This window comes from Streptomyces sp. SD15, assembly GCF_054462255.1.
The window spans coordinates 177,106-192,096 of the sequence record NZ_JBTLMO010000002.1 but is presented as its reverse complement, the minus strand read 5'-3'; the positions used below and the strand labels follow the sequence as shown (position 1 = coordinate 192,096).

Sequence of the window (14,991 nt, the reverse complement as noted above, 5' to 3'; positions counted from 1 at the left end):
GAGGTGGGGTACGGGGATGGGTGTCGGCACGAGCGGTGCGAAGAGCGCACTGCGCGCACGGGACGTGCGCGGCACATCCGCGTCGCGCCACGGTGACCTCGCCGAATCGGGAACCGAGCCCGGAGCCGGTGTGGGAGCCGATCTCGGTATCGACCCCGACAACCTGCCCGACGGACTCGTCGTCGCCGACGAGGACGGCCGGGTGATCTGCTTCAACGCCGCCGCCGCCCGCATCACCGCCGTCCCCGCCGCCGCCGCCCTGGGGCGGCAACTGGAAGCGGCCCTGCCCTTAGAAGACCTCGAAGGCCGCCGCTGGTGGCAGCTGACCGACCCGTACGGCGGGCTCGCGATCCGGGTCGGGCAGCCCGAGCGCAACCTCCTGCTCCCCGGGGGACGAGAGGTGCTCGTGTCCGCGAGGTACGTGCGCACCGCGCCCACCGGGCCCGTCCGCCGCGTCGTCGTCTCGCTGCGCGACACCGAGGCTCGCCGCCGCACCGAGCGCAGCCACGCCGAGCTGATCGCCACCGTCGCCCACGAACTGCGCTCCCCGCTCACCTCGGTGAAGGGCTTCACGGCCACCCTGCTCGCCAAGTGGGAGCGCTTCACCGACGACCAGAAGAAGCTCATGCTGGAGACCGTCGACGCGGATGCCGACCGGGTCACCCGGCTCATCGCCGAGCTGCTCGACATCTCCCGCATCGATTCCGGCCGCCTCGAAGTCCGCCGCCAGCCCGTCGACATCGGCGCCGCCGTCGGCCGTCACATCCAGGCCTATGTCGCCGCCGGCCAGTCCGCCGACCGCTTCCTGCTGCGCGTCGAGCACCCGCTGCCCGCCCTGTGGGCCGACCCCGACAAGATCGACCAGGTGCTCAGCAACCTGATCGAAAATGCGGTGCGCCACGGAGAGGGAACCGTCACGATTGACATCACGCCCTCGGCATCCCCGCGCGAGCGGGAGCACGCAGAAAGCGCGGAGGGCGTTGCGAACGCAGCCACGTCGGTCACCGTGAGCGACGAGGGCACCGGCATCCCGGAGGAGTCCATGAACCGCGTCTTCACCCGCTTCTGGCGGGGCAGCAAGCGCGGCGGCACGGGCCTTGGGCTGTACATCGTCAAGGGCATCGTCGAGGCCCACGGCGGCACCATCACGGTCGGCCGCGCCCCCGGCGGCGGCGCCGAGTTCCGATTTACGTTGCCCGTGAGCACCCCGGCGTACCTGCTCTGACGCCGAAGAGGCCCCACGGGCGCATTTGCACACCTCACCCCCGTTAGACTCGGCCTTTGGCACCTTTGCGTCCCCGTTTCAGGGACAAGGCGTCCCCCGAGTCGGGACGGGGACCATCCGCCAGCCAACCGGAAGCACGGGAAGAGATGTCGGCACCGAATAAGTCGTACGACCCTGTAGAGGTCGAGGCCTTGAAACCGGAAGAGATCGAGCGCATGCGGGACGAGGCGCTCGCCGCCTTCGCCGCCGCCGGCGGCCTCGACGCGCTCCAGGAGGCCAAGGTCGCCCACACCGGCGGCACCTCGCCGCTGGCCCTCGCCAACCGCGAGATCGGCGCCCTGCCCCCGCAGGCCAAGGCCGCGGCCGGCAAGCTGGTCGGCCAGGCCCGCGGCGCCGTGAACAAGGCCCTCGCCGCCCGCCAGGCCGAGCTGGAGGCCGAGCGCGACGCCCGTGTGCTGGTCGAGGAGGCGGTGGACGTCACGCTGCCGTACGACCGCGTACCGGCCGGCGCCCGCCACCCGCTGACCACGTTCATGGAGCGGGTCGCGGACGTCTTCGTCTCCATGGGGTACGAGATCGCCGAGGGCCCCGAGGTCGAGGCGGAGTGGTTCAACTTCGACGCGCTCAACTTCACGCCCGACCACCCGGCCCGGCAGATGCAGGACACCTTCTTCGTCGAGGGCCCGAAGGGCGATCACGGCGAGTCCGGTGTCGTGCTGCGTACGCACACCTCGCCCGTGCAGGCCCGCGCCATGCTCGACCGTGAGCCGCCCGTCTACATCGTGTGCCCCGGCCGCGTGTACCGCACGGACGAACTGGACGCCACGCACACCCCGGTCTTCCACCAGATCGAGCTCCTCGCCATCGACGAGGGCCTGACCATGGCCGACCTCAAGGGCACCCTGGACCACATGGTCCAGGCGCTCTTCGGGCCGGAGATGAAGACCCGGCTGCGGCCGAACTACTTCCCCTTCACCGAGCCGTCCGCCGAGATGGACATGCTCTGCTACGTCTGCAAGGGCGAGTCCGTCGGCAACCCCGACCGCCCCTGCCGGACCTGCTCCTCCGAGGGCTGGATCGAGCTGGGCGGCTGCGGCATGGTCAACCCGCGGGTGCTGGTCGCCTGTGGCGTGGACCCGGAGAAGTACAGCGGATTCGCCTTCGGGTTCGGCATCGAGCGGATGCTGATGTTCCGCCACAACGTCGAAGACATGCGAGACATGGTCGAGGGTGACGTCCGGTTCACCCGGCCGTTCGGGATGGAGATCTGATGCGGGTCCCGCTTTCTTGGCTGCGGGAGTACGTCGACCTGCCGGCGACGCAGACCGGCCGAGACGTCCAGGAGAAGCTCATTTCGGTGGGCCTCGAGGTCGAGACCGTCGAGCAGCTCGGCGCCGACCTCAAGGGTCCCCTGGTCGTCGGCCAGGTGCTGACCATCGAGGAGCTCGAGGACTTCAAGAAGCCGATCCGCTTCTGCACGGTCGACGTCGGCACCGCCAACGGCACCGGTGAGCCCCAGGAGATCGTCTGCGGCGCCCGCAACTTCGCCGTCGGCGACAAGGTCGTCGTGGTCCTGCCGGGCGCCGTCCTGCCCGGCAACTTCGCGATCGCCGCGCGCAAGACGTACGGCAAGACCTCGCACGGCATGATCTGCTCCGGCGACGAGCTGGGGATGGGCGACGACGGCTCCGGCGGCATCATCGTGCTCCCGCCGGAGTACGAGGTCGGCACCGACGCCATCGAGCTGCTCCAGCTCGTCGACGAGGTCCTCGACATCGCCGTCACGCCCGATCGCGGCTACGCGCTGTCGCTGCGCGGTGTGGCCCGCGAGGCCGCCATCGCGTACGGGATGCCGCTGCGCGACCCGGCGCTGCTCGACGTACCGGCCCCGAACGCCTTCGGCTACCCGGTGCAGATCTCCGAGCCGCTCGGCTGCGACCGCTTCACCGCCCGTACGGTGACGGGCCTCGACGCCGAGACACGCTCCCCGATCTGGCTGCGGCGCCGGCTGCAGAAGGCGGGCATGCGCCCGATCTCGCTCGCCGTCGACATCACCAACTACGTGATGCTCGAGCTCGGCCAGCCCCTGCACGCCTACGACCGCTCCCGCGTCCAGGGCGCGATCGGCGTGCGCCGGGCCGCGCAGGGCGAGAAGCTCACCACCCTCGACGGTGTCACGCGCACGCTGGACGCCGAGGACCTGGTGATCACCGACGACCGTGGCCCGATCGGCCTCGCGGGCGTCATGGGCGGCGCCCACACGGAGATCGACGACACCGAGGGCACGACCACCGAGGTCGTCATCGAGGCCGCGCACTTCGACTCGCTCTCCATCGCCCGCACCGCCCGCCGCCACAAGCTGGCCTCCGAGGCGTCCAAGCGCTTCGAGCGCGGCGTCGACCCCCAGGCCGCGTCCGCCGCGGCCCAGCGGACCGTGGACCTCCTCGTGCTCCTCGCGGGTGGCACCGCCGACGCCGGGGTCACCGAGGTCATCGCGCCGTCCGCGCCGCACAGCATCACCATCCCGGCGAACCACCCGGACAAGGTGGCCGGTGTCGACTACGGCCGCGAGACCGTCGTACGCCGTCTCCAGCAGGTCGGCTGCGACGTCTACGGGCAGGACGACCTGATCGTCACCGTGCCGTCCTGGCGACCCGACCTGACCGACCCGAACGACCTGGCCGAAGAGGTCATCCGGCTCGAGGGCTACGAGAACCTGCCCTCGACCCTGCCCAAGCCCCCCGCGGGCCTGGGCCTGACCGACCGGCAACGGCTGCACCGCCGTTTCGGCCGCGCGCTGGCCGGTGCCGGATACGTCGAGGCGCTGAACTACCCGTTCATCGGCGAGCACGTCTTCGACCAGTTCGGCCTGGCCGCCGACGACCCGAAGCGCAAGGTCGTCAAGCTGGTCAACCCGCTCTCCGACGAGGAGCCCGCGCTCCGTACGACGCTGCTGCCGGGCCTGCTCGGCGCGCTGCGCCGCAACGACGGGCGGGGCTCGCACGACCTGGCGCTCTTCGAAACCGGGCTGGTCTTCCACCCGCAGAGCGAGCTGCGCGTCGCCGGGCGCCTGCCCGTCGACCGCCGTCCCACCGATGAGGAGATCGCGTCCCTCACGGCCGCGCTGCCCGTCCAGCCCCGGCACGCCGCCGTCGTCCTCGCGGGCGCCCGCGAGCAGGCCGGCTGGTGGGGCAAGGGCCGGCCGGGCGACTGGGCCGACGCCATCGAGGCCGCGCGCTCCCTGGCCCGCGAGGCGGGGACCGAACTCCTCGTCCGCTCCGGCCAGTACGGGCCGTGGCACCCGGGCCGCTGCGCCGAGCTCGCCGTCGTCATCGACGGCACGGAGACGGTCATCGGGTACGCCGGTGAGCTGCACCCCGGTGTCCTCAAGACCCTGGGCCTGCCCGCCCGCAGCTGCGCGATGGAGCTGGACCTGGACGCGCTGGAGCGGGCGAGCACGGGCCACCCCAAGGGGCCGAAGATCTCGACCTTCCCGGTCGCCACGCAGGATGTCGCGCTCGTCGTCGACCGGTCCGTCCCGCACGCGGACGTCGAGGCGGCGCTGCGTGAGGGTGCGGGTGAACTCCTCGAGTCCATCCGGCTGTTCGACGTCTACGAGAGCGAGCAGCTCGGCGAGGACAAGAAGTCCCTGGCCTACGCGCTGCGGTTCCGCGCGGCCGACCGCACGCTGACCGTCGACGAGGCCTCCGCGGCCCGCGACACGGCGGTGGCCCTCGCGGGCGAGCGGACGGGAGCGGTGTTGCGGAGCTAGCTCCGCCGGGTGCCGGGGAACTGCGGGTTGTTTGTAGGCCGCGGGTGATTCGTGGCTGGGCGCGCAGTTCCCCGCGCCCCTTTGGGCGCTTCCCCCGCGCTCCTTCGGGGCAATTCCCCCGCGCCCCTTTATGGGGCGCCCCCTGCGCCCACCTGCATAAATGCAGGTGCCCGAAGGTGGCTCACTCATTTGGGTGACAGGTCCGGGTGATCTGGCCCGATCGGGGCATGCGGTCGCAAGAATCGGACCGGCCTCTCGGAGGTCATCTGCGCAGTCAGGGCCTATTGGGGGGCCAAATCGGCATGATCCGTATCAAGGCTGGGGCTCCCCGCAGGGTGACGCCCCGGACGAATTCGCGGGAGCCGGCCCGGAGGCTGGCCCGGACGGTGCGCCGGGCCGAACGGCAGCCGTTGCGGTGGACGTTGAGCCTGGGGCTGCCCACCGTCTGGGGCGCGATCGCGATCACGTTCAAGATGACCTGCCCGCTCGCCCAGCAGGACGGGCTCGGGGCCCGGATCGTCACCAGCGCCCTGTTCTTCGCGGTCGGTACGGGGCTGGTACTCCACGTCAGAGGGCCGCTGCTGCGGGAGCTCAGGCAGATCCGCAAGGTCGCGGGCGCCGCCCAGAGCGTGCTGCTGCGGCCGCTGCCGCCGCGGATCGACGGGCTGAACATCGCGGCGGCCCAGCTCTCCGCGGATCGCGGCGCGTGCGTCGGCGGTGATCTGTACGAGGTGATCGCCACCGAGCACGGCGTCCGGATCATCATGGGCGACGTCCGCGGGCACGGCCTCGGCGCCATCGGGACCGTCGCCGCCGTCCTCGGCAGCTTCCGCGAGGCCGTGCCCGACGAGCCGGAACTCGGCTGTGTGCTCCGGAGGCTGGAGCGTGCCCTGGCCCGGCACCTGCGCGAGCGGGCACGGGCCGAGCACCCCTCGATGGGCCTGGACCCCGAGAGCCCGGTCGCCGAGGAGTTCGTCACCATGCTGCTCCTGGAGATCGGCCGCGACGGCGAGGTGCACGCCCTCAACTGCGGTCACCCGTGGCCGTATCTGCTGCGCAGCCGTGTCGGACCGGACGGCGTGGAGGGGCATGTCGAGCGGCTGTCCGGCGAACCCCTGCCTCCGCTCGGGCCGTTCCCGCTCCCGGCGGAGCTGTCCCTCGTGCACTGCGGTCAACTGCTGCCGGGCGAGGGGCTGTTCCTGCACACCGATGGCGTGGAGGACGCGCGCGACGGCCACGGCCGGTTCTTCCCGCTGCCGGCCGAGCTCAGCAAAGCCGTCCGAAACCAGCCCGTCTCACCCCAGACCGTCCTTCGCGCCGTGTTCACCGACCTGCTCCAGCACACCGGTGGAAGACCGTCGGACGACGTGGCAGTCCTGGTCCTCCGCAACGACCGCAGGCCCATCGGGCCAAGCGAGTACAGCGCGCCCGTCTTCAGGGGCGCGGGGCTGTGACATCACGCGGGTCCGCCGCGTGGGCGCGACCAGCCACACACGACCCGCAGCCGACTGACTACCCGCCAGTTCTTTACCCCCCGCGGAGCGCGCCGTCCGCCCCGCCACGGAGTGTCGCGCAGGCAGCCGGGCGGACGGCGCGGAATCGGGCCGCCGCACTGTGTGAGGGGGAGCCGGCGGCCCGGCCGGCCTCTTACGAGGCATTTCAGTCAATCGGCCGGAAACTCTCTGCGACAGCGCGCGTACCGCCCGGATTCGGGCACTCCGTTCACACCCCGTGTGAAGAGGGACGCACGACGCAGCGCGGACGCACTACTCTGACCGCACCGTCGGCACCGAGCCACCCGGGGGCCTGTATGCAGCCCAACACGCTGCTCGACGCGATTCTCGACGAGGCCGGCATCTCGCACGCGGGACTCGCCGCCCACGTCAACCAGGCGGGCAGAGCGCGCGGCCTCGCGCTCAGATACGAACACACGGCCGTGGCCCGGTGGCTGAAGGGCCAGCGCCCGCGCGGCCAGGTGCCCGACCTGATCTGTGAAGTGCTCGCGGGACGCCTGCACCGGCCCGTCACGCTCGACGACATCGGACTCGGCGTGCCCGGCGAGCCGTCCACCCCGCACGGCGCCTCGCTCTCCGGCTTCGTCGAGCGCGCCACCGCTCTGTGGCGTTCCGACGAACAGCAGCGCCCGCACATCCTCGGCGCCCCGGCCGTCACCGGTACGCCCGCCGTGATGCCCGTGTGGGAGTGGGAGAACCCACCCGAGGACGTGGATGTCTCCCGCGGCGGACGTCAACACGTCAGCATGGCCGACATCGAGATGCTGCGCGCGGCCCGCGCCCACTACGAGCAGATGTACCGCAAGGCCGGCGGCATTGCGACGCGCAGCCGGATCGTCGGCTTCCTCAACGCGGAGACCGCGCCGCTGCTGCGCGGCGGCTACACCGACGCCACCGGCCGCCAACTCCACCGTGCGACGGGCGGATTGGTCGCCATCGCGGGCATCTGCGCCTACGACTCCGACGCGCACGGGCTGGCCCAGCGCTACTTCCACCAGGCACTGCGGCTGGCGAAGGCCAGTGGGGACCGGGGACTTGGGGCGTATGTCATAGCCCTGCTCGTCAACCAGGCCCTGTTCATGCGCGAGTACCGGCAGGCCGTCGCCTTCGCCGAGGCCGCGCTGCGGGCCGCCGGTCGGCACATCACACCGGCTCTCGCCTCCGACCTCTACGCGATGCAGGCCAAGGCGTACGCCCATCTCGGCGACGGCAGCAGCGCGCTGTCCTGCATCCGGCGTGCCGAACAGGCGGCCGAGCGCATCCGGCGCGGTTACGAGCCCGACGAGACCGGCTATGTCCAGCCCGGCCTGGTCAACGTACAGGTGGCGGAGGCGCTGCTGAGCCTCGGTGACCTGGTGGCCGCGGCCGCGCACGCCACGGCGGCCGTGGACACTCCGGCGCACGACCGGGGACGGGTGCACCGGCTCGCCATGCTCAGCCAGATCGAGCTGCGCCAGGGCAATGCCGACAAAGCGGTGGCCACCGCGGTCCAAATGGCCGAGCAGGCGCGGGGGATGGAGTCCCAGCGACTGCGTGACAGACTCCGCGCGGTACGCGAACACCTGGTGCGCAGCGGCTGCGCCGGCACGGCCGAGGCAGCCGAACTCATCGACGGGGCACTGCGCGTACCGCTCTAGGCCGCTGAGCTGCCGCCGCACGGCGGGGGCACATTGCGGGCGCACTGCAGGCCGACCGCTGTGCGCCTGCTGTCAGGACGCTCCTGCTGCGATATTGCCATCTACTCGGCGGAAGGTGGCAGAACCGTGCAGTGGACGAAACAGAACGAACAAACTGTGTATGCAAACCGCTGGTTCAGCGTCAATCTCGCAGATGTCGAGCTGCCGGACGGTCGGCACCTCGATCACTTTTTAATACGGCTGCGGCCCGTGGCGGTGGCCACTGTGGTGAATGAGGCCAATGAAGTGCTGCTCCTGTGGCGGCACCGCTTCATCACCGACAGCTGGGGGTGGGAGCTCGCGGCGGGCGTCGTCGAGGACGGTGAGGACGTGGCCGTCGCGGCGGCCCGCGAACTCGAGGAGGAGACCGGCTGGCGACCGGGACCCCTGCGCCATCTGATGAGCGTCGAGCCCTCCAACGGGCTCACCGACGCCCGGCACCACATCTTCTGGGCCGGCGAAGGCACGTACGTCGGACACCCCGTGGACGACTTCGAGTCCGACCGTCGGGAATGGGTTCCCCTCAAGCTCGTCCCCGACATGGTCGCCCGCGGCGAGGTCCCGGCCGCCAACATGGCTGCCGCGCTACTCCTCCTGCATCACCTCAGGCTCGGGCAGGACGCGTCGCCGTGATGTCCCCCACCGCGTCCTGAACGCTAGTGCCCCAGTGCCTGCCAGACCGCCACGGCGAGTGCGCCGACGGCCGCGATGGCCGCGACCGCGGGCAGTGGCCAGCGGGTGTGTTCCAGTGCGACGACCCGCGTGCTCAGGTCGTCGAGCTCCTTGGCGGTCTGTTCGGCACGGTGACTGTGCAGAGCCAGCCCACCCTCGACGCGGGCCTGCGCCACGTCGAGGCGACGGCGTAACTCTGCGAGTTCCCCTTGGACCACGCGATGCTCCGGGTCGGCGGTCACGAGTCCGCTCCTTTCCGTAGTCGTCACATCGCTTGCATGCGCACGGAAAGTCAACCCGCCTGGTGGACGCGTGGGGAGAGTGTGCGACGGGCATATGCGGGCCCGACGCGCACACGGTGTGTGAATGGCGTGGGCCCGGCACCGCATCAGGTGCCGGGCCCACGCGTGCCCAAGACTTACGACGCGTAATCAGGCGTACGTGTAGAAGCCCGAGCCCGACTTCCGGCCGAGCCGTCCGGCGTCCACCATGCGCTGCAGCAGCGGGGGAGCGGCGTACAGCGGCTCCTTGTACTCCTCGTACATGCTGAACGCGACCGAGGCCACGGTGTCCAGGCCGATGAGGTCGGCGAGCTTGAGCGGGCCCATCGGGTGGGCGCAGCCCAGCTCCATGCCGTTGTCGATGTCCTCGCGGCTGGCGATGCCCGACTCGAACATCCGGATCGCGGACAGGAGGTAGGGGATCAGCAGCGCGTTGACCACGAAACCGGAGCGGTCCTGGGCGCGGATCGCGTGCTTGCCGAGGGCCTTCTCAGCGAACAGCTGGGCCCGGCTGAGGGTGCCCTCGGACGTGGTCAGCGCCGGGATCAGCTCGACGAGCTGCTGCACCGGGGCCGGGTTGAAGAAGTGGATGCCGATGACCTGGTCGGGTCGCGAGGTGGCGACGGCGAGCCGGACCAGCGGAATCGAGGAGGTGTTGGAGGCGAGGATGGCGTCCTGCCGGGTCACCACCTGGTCGAGCACCTGGAAGATCTCGGTCTTCACCTGCTCGTTCTCGACGACGGCCTCGATCACCAGGTCGCGGTCGGCGAACTCGCCGAGGTCGGTGGTGAAGCTGAGCCGGTTCTGGGTGGCCGTGAGCTCGTCCGCGGAGATCTTGCCGCGCTCGGCCGCCTTGGAGAGGGAGTTGAACAGCCGGGTACGGCCGATCTCCAACGCCTCGCCAGTGGTCTCGGCGACCTTGACGTCGAGACCGGCACGGGCGCACACCTCGGCGATGCCCGCTCCCATCTGGCCGCAGCCCACCACTCCGACGCGTTCGATGTCGGTCACATCGTCCCCTTCGCTGATCTACGGGTGTGGCAGGACCTCCGTTGTCCGGTGCCTGCTCCGATCGTGCACGTTACTCCCAAGTATCGATGATCGATCGTCCGGGTCGGGCCATGCTGGGCGGGGAAACGGTCCGTGAGCGTACGGATCCGCAGCGTGCGGCGTGGAGGAGTGTGCAGATGGGGCGGGTGTCACGGCGGGCGTTCGGGATGGCGGCGGCGACTACTCTCTCGGGTCTTGTCACGGCAGGGGACTCGGTGGCCGTGCCCGGCGCCAGGGGGGTCGCAGGCGTGCCCGGCGGGGAGCGGGCCGCCGGCGGGCCGGGCCGGGAGCGCGCCGGTGACGGGCCGGGCCGGGCGCGGGCGACCTCGGAGCTGCGGGGCATGTGGCTGGCGACCGTCTCCAACCGCGACTGGCCCTCGCGGACCGGCCTCACTGCCACCCAGCAACGCGCCGAACTGCTCAAGCATCTCGACACGGCGGTCCGCCGCCGCCTCAACGCCGTGATCTTCCAGGTGCGCCCCACGGCCGACGCGCTCTGGCCCTCGCCGTACGAGCCGTGGTCGCAGTACCTGACCGGCGTCCAGGGCAAGGACCCCGGGTGGGACCCGCTCGGCACCGCGGTCGAGGAGGCCCACGCGCGCGGTCTGGAACTGCACGCCTGGTTCAATCCGTACCGGATCGCGGCCCACAGCGACCCGACCCGGCTGGTGGCGAACCACCCGGCCCGCAAGCACCCCGACTGGGTCGTCCCCTACGGCGGGAAGCTGTACTACAACCCTGGACTGCCCATGGTGCGGGCGTTCGTACAGGACGCGATGCTCGACGCGGTGCGCACGTACGAGATCGACGCGGTCCACTGGGACGACTACTTCTACCCCTACCCGGTCGCCGGGCAGGTCTTCGACGACGACGTGGCGTACGCGGCGCACGGCGCGGGCTTCCCGAGCAGGGCCGCCTGGCGGCGCGACAACATCGACCGGCTCGTGCGGGAGACGGCGGCCCGCATCCACGAGATCCGGCCCGCCACCCGCTTCGGGATCAGCCCCTTCGCGGTATGGCGCAACGCTGCGACCGACTCGCGCGGCTCGGACACCGAGACCGGTGTGCAGACGTACGACGATCTGTACGCCGACACCAGGAAATGGGTCCGTGAGCACTGGATCGACTACATCGTCCCGCAGGTCTACTGGAACCTCGGCTTCGCGGCCGCCGACTACGCGAAGCTCGTACCGTGGTGGGCGGCGGTCACCAAGGGCACAGGTGTGCGGCTGTACGTGGGGGAGGCGCTCTACAAGGCGGGCGACCCGGCGCAGCCCCCGGCCTGGCAGGACCCGGCGGAACTCTCCCGGCATCTCACCTTCGCCCGGAACCACGCGGAAGTGCGCGGGCACGTCTTCTTCTCCGCCAAGGAGGTCCAGGCCGACCGCCTCGGTGCGATGGCACGGGTCGTGGCCGACCACTACCAGCGGCCGGCGACACCCGTGCGCTGAACTACTACACGCAGAACTACCGCATGTTGTCCTTGTGGCGGATTTCGGAGTCGGGGCCCGGAGAGCAGACGGCCTCGTGCCCGTCCGAGAACCGGACGCGGTACGGGGGAGTGCCTTCCTTCCCCATGACTTCGGTGATCTCCGCGACCTTGTCGTGCTGCCCGACGATCCTGCCGTGCTGCACCAGCTTGTCGCCCACGTCTGCATGCATCTGAAGCGCCTCCTCGTCCTGTACGGGAGTAGCGGTCCGTGTCCGTAAGTCTACGGCTGGTGGCGCCGGTTTACCCGGCCCCTGCATGCCCGCTCAGCCCCGCGCTCGTTGGGTGAGTGCGATGCAGACCAGCACGGCCGCGGCCGTCAGAGGTGCGGCCGGTGTGAGCTGCTCGCCGAGGAGCAGTACCGACCACACCAGTGTGAGCAGCGGCTGCGCCAGCTGCAACTGGCTGGCCCGCGGAATGCCGATCGCCGCCATTCCGCGATACCAGACGACCAGTCCCAGGAACTGCGATCCGGCCGCCACCCACAGCAGGCCCGCCACACTGTGCGCCGACAACTGGACCGGTTCGTACGACAGTGCCACCAGCGCGCCCGGCAGCGACAACGGCAGACACAGGACCAGCGCCCAGCCGACGACCTGCCAGCCCGGCATGACCCGGGCGAGTCGGCCGCCCTCGGTGTAGCCCGCCGCGCAGACCAGCAGCGCACCGAAGAGATAGGCGTCCGCTCTGGTCACGGCGCCACCGCTCTGCCACACAGTGAACGCGATCACCGCGGCCGCGCCTGCCAGGGCGGCACCCCAGAACATCCGCGAGGGCCGCGCCCCGGTGCGCAGCGCCGAGAGCAGCGCGGTCGTCAGTGGCAGCAGACCGACGACCACGGCGGCGTGGGCGGTGCTGGACGTCTCCAGCGCGAGCGTCGTCAGCAGCGGGAAGCCGAACACGACGCCCGCGGCGACGACGGCGAGCCCGGCCCAGTGCCGCCGTCCCGGCACGGGAACGCGCAGCGCCAGCAGGCAGCCGCCCGCGATGACCGCGGCCAGCACACTGCGCACGGCCACCAGGGACCAGGGGCCGAAGCCCTCCAGGCCCCAAGCGGTGGCGGGGAAGGTGAGCGAGAAGGCGATGACGCCGAGGGCGGCCTGGAGGGTGCCGGAGCGGCGCTCCGCGCCGGATACGCGCTCCGGTTCGGTGCCGCCGCCCGCTTCGGTGCCGAGGCCGCTCTGCGTGTCGACCGCTATCCTCGTCGGAGCAGTAGCGCTACTGTCTATACTCATGCATGAGCGTAGCAGTGCGGGAGACCTGGTGAATCAGCTGCGCCGGGAGGTGGACCGCTACTCGCCCGGTGGAAAGCTGCCATCGAGTCGGGCGCTCGTCGAGCGATTCCGGGTGAGCCCGGTGACCGTGTCGCGGGCGCTGGCGCAGCTCGCCGCCGAGGGGCTGGTGGTCACCCGCCCCGGGGCCGGTGCGTTCCGGGCGCAGCCCCGCACCACGACTGCCCCCGCCGGTGACACCTCCTGGCAGGAGGTCGCGCTGAGCGCGGATGCCGCGACGGAGCTCGTTCCGCGCACGGTGGACGCCTCCGGGGTCCTGGTCTCGCTCGCCGCCCCGCCACCCGGTGTCGTCGAGTTCAACGGCGGCTATCTGCACCCCTCGCTCCAGCCCGAGCGCGCCATGGGTGCGGCCCTGTCCCGGGCCGGGCGCCGCCCGGGCGCCTGGTCGCGACCGCCCATGGAAGGGCTCGTGGACCTGCGGGAGTGGTTCGCGCGGGGGATCGGCGGCGCGATCACCGCGGCCGAGGTGCTCATCGCGGCGGGCGGCCAGGCGGCGCTCACCACCGCGTTGCGGGCGCTCGCCCCGCCGGGTGCCCCGGTCCTGGTCGAGTCGCCGACCTACCCCGGCATGGTGGCGATCGCCCGCGCGGCCGGCCTCAGGCCCGTACCCGTGCCGGTCGACGCGGACGGGGTGAAACCCGCCCTGCTCGCCGACGCCTTCAAGGCGACCGGAGCCCGGCTCTTCGTCTGCCAGCCGCTGTTCCAGAACCCGACCGGCGCCGTGCTCGCCCCCGAGCGGCGGGGCGAGGTACTGCGCATCGCGCGCGACGCCGGCGCGTTCGTGATCGAGGACGACTTCGTACGCCGTCTCGTGCACGAGGACGCGGGCCCGCTGCCGCGGCCGCTGGCAGCCGAGGATCCCGACGGTGTCGTCGTGCACGTCGGCTCGCTGACCAAGGCGACCTCGCCGAGCTTCCGGGTGAGCGCGCTGGCCGCGCGCGGTCCGGTCCTGGAGCGGCTGCGCGCCATCCAGGTCGTCGACACCTTCTTCGTGCCGCGCCCGCTCCAGGAGGCCGCGCTCGAACTCGTCGGCTCGCCCGCCTGGCCCCGCCATCTGCGGGCCCTCTCCGCCGAGTTGAGGATCCGCCGCGACACGATGACCGCCGCGCTGCGGCTCAGCCTCCCCGAACTCGCCCTGACCCACATCCCGTCCGGCGGCTACCACCTGTGGCTCCGCCTCCCCGACGGCACCGACGAGTCCGCCCTGGTGGCCGGCGCCCTGCGCGCGGGCGTGGCCGTCACCCCCGGCCGCCCCTACTTCAGCGCCGAACCACCCGCCGCCCACCTGCGGTTGAGCTTCGCGGCGGTCGCGGGGACGGAGGAAATCACAGAGGGGGTACGGAGACTGCGCACGGCTTACGACGAGGTGTGGGGCTGACAGCATTTTTTGAGGCAGGCCCGCACCCTCCAGCCCGTCCGGCGTTCGAGGACGCGGCCGTTGAGGCCGACACGGCGGTCTGGGGGCGGAGCTCCCAGGGGACGGGACCGGGTAGGGGCGGCGGGCGCGAAAACCGTTCGACTCGCGCCCGCCCGACCTGCGACTCTCCCGCCATGACCGACGCGCACCACCTCCCCGAGGGCTACGAGATCTCCGCCGACCCCACCCGAATCGACATCGACCGGGTCCACCACTGGCTCTCCACGGACGCGTACTGGGCCCAAGGACGCCCACGCGAGAAGCAGCAGCGCGCGATCACGGGTTCGCTCAACTTCGGGGTGTACGACGAAACGTCGGGCGAGCAGGTGGCCTACGCCCGGGTGGTGACCGACGAGGCGACCTTCGCATGGCTCTGCGACGTCTACGTCGCCCCATCGGCCCGCGGCAAAGGCCTCGGCACCGCCCTGGTCGCCGCCGTACGCGACCACCTCCAACCCCTCGGTCTGCGCCGCATCCTGCTCGCCACGCACGACGCGCACGGCGTCTACGAGAAGCTCGGCTTCACACCGCTGGACCGCCCGGACCAGTGGATGGCGCTCATGCTCCAGTGAGCCCGCATGTACCCTCCGTAACACCTCTTGA

Annotated in this window: 13 protein-coding genes; 9 read left to right on the top strand and 4 right to left on the bottom strand. The window is 71.4% G+C overall.

What is annotated here, in order from left to right:
* Positions 1-16 precede the first annotated feature (16 nt).
* From ACX28W_RS02845 to ACX28W_RS02820, 6 genes are all read left to right on the top strand, one after another.
* Complete coding sequence (locus ACX28W_RS02845; RefSeq protein ID WP_458997144.1) at positions 17-1,225, top strand: sensor histidine kinase; 1,209 nt, start codon at positions 17-19, stop codon at positions 1,223-1,225.
* A gap of 146 nt (positions 1,226-1,371) precedes the next feature.
* Positions 1,372-2,496 carry a phenylalanine--tRNA ligase subunit alpha gene (gene pheS / locus ACX28W_RS02840; RefSeq protein WP_458997143.1) on the top strand — a complete coding sequence of 375 codons (1,125 nt, stop codon included), beginning with the start codon at positions 1,372-1,374 and terminating at the stop codon, positions 2,494-2,496.
* A complete protein-coding gene (gene pheT / locus ACX28W_RS02835) occupies positions 2,496-4,997 on the top strand; it encodes a phenylalanine--tRNA ligase subunit beta (RefSeq protein ID WP_458997142.1) in 2,502 nt (833 codons plus the stop codon). The genes pheS and pheT overlap by 1 nt, the downstream gene beginning before the upstream one ends.
* 302 nt (positions 4,998-5,299) lie before the next feature.
* Entirely contained in the window at positions 5,300-6,451 is a 1,152-nt protein-coding gene (locus ACX28W_RS02830; protein WP_458997141.1) for a PP2C family protein-serine/threonine phosphatase, read from the top strand.
* Positions 6,452-6,807: 356 nt separating this feature from the next.
* A complete protein-coding gene (locus ACX28W_RS02825; RefSeq protein ID WP_458997140.1) occupies positions 6,808-8,148 on the top strand; it encodes a transcriptional regulator in 1,341 nt (446 codons plus the stop codon).
* Between the two features lie 126 nt (positions 8,149-8,274).
* Positions 8,275-8,820 (top strand): NUDIX hydrolase, encoded by a 546-nt coding sequence (locus ACX28W_RS02820; protein WP_458997139.1) that lies wholly within the window; start codon positions 8,275-8,277, stop codon positions 8,818-8,820.
* A gap of 23 nt (positions 8,821-8,843) precedes the next feature.
* Here ACX28W_RS02820 and ACX28W_RS02815 read toward each other — a convergent pair whose 3' ends face one another.
* Together ACX28W_RS02815 and ACX28W_RS02810 are read right to left on the bottom strand one after the other, a co-directional pair.
* Complete coding sequence (locus ACX28W_RS02815) at positions 8,844-9,101, bottom strand: hypothetical protein (protein WP_458997138.1); 258 nt, start codon at positions 9,099-9,101, stop codon at positions 8,844-8,846.
* Between the two features lie 189 nt (positions 9,102-9,290).
* Complete coding sequence (locus ACX28W_RS02810; RefSeq protein ID WP_458997137.1) at positions 9,291-10,151, bottom strand: 3-hydroxybutyryl-CoA dehydrogenase; 861 nt, start codon at positions 10,149-10,151, stop codon at positions 9,291-9,293.
* A gap of 176 nt (positions 10,152-10,327) precedes the next feature.
* Between ACX28W_RS02810 and ACX28W_RS02805 the strand changes: the two genes are divergently transcribed.
* On the top strand, positions 10,328-11,641 hold the full coding sequence (locus ACX28W_RS02805) for a glycoside hydrolase family 10 protein (RefSeq protein ID WP_458997136.1): 1,314 nt from the start codon (positions 10,328-10,330) through the stop codon (positions 11,639-11,641).
* Positions 11,642-11,657: 16 nt separating this feature from the next.
* Here ACX28W_RS02805 and ACX28W_RS02800 read toward each other — a convergent pair whose 3' ends face one another.
* Both ACX28W_RS02800 and ACX28W_RS02795 read right to left on the bottom strand, forming a co-directional pair.
* Complete coding sequence (locus ACX28W_RS02800) at positions 11,658-11,852, bottom strand: DUF1918 domain-containing protein (protein WP_362066243.1); 195 nt, start codon at positions 11,850-11,852, stop codon at positions 11,658-11,660.
* Between the two features lie 93 nt (positions 11,853-11,945).
* Positions 11,946-12,914 (bottom strand): DMT family transporter, encoded by a 969-nt coding sequence (locus ACX28W_RS02795; protein WP_458997135.1) that lies wholly within the window; start codon positions 12,912-12,914, stop codon positions 11,946-11,948.
* On the opposite strand from ACX28W_RS02795, the gene ACX28W_RS02790 reads away from it, so the two are divergent.
* A complete protein-coding gene (locus tag ACX28W_RS02790; protein ID WP_458997134.1) occupies positions 12,913-14,349 on the top strand; it encodes an aminotransferase-like domain-containing protein in 1,437 nt (478 codons plus the stop codon). The two genes, ACX28W_RS02795 and ACX28W_RS02790, sit on opposite strands and share 2 nt — an antisense overlap.
* A 173-nt stretch (positions 14,350-14,522) precedes the next feature.
* Positions 14,523-14,960 carry a GNAT family N-acetyltransferase gene (locus tag ACX28W_RS02785; protein ID WP_458997133.1) on the top strand — a complete coding sequence of 146 codons (438 nt, stop codon included), beginning with the start codon at positions 14,523-14,525 and terminating at the stop codon, positions 14,958-14,960.
* The last annotated feature ends 31 nt before the right edge of the window (positions 14,961-14,991 follow it).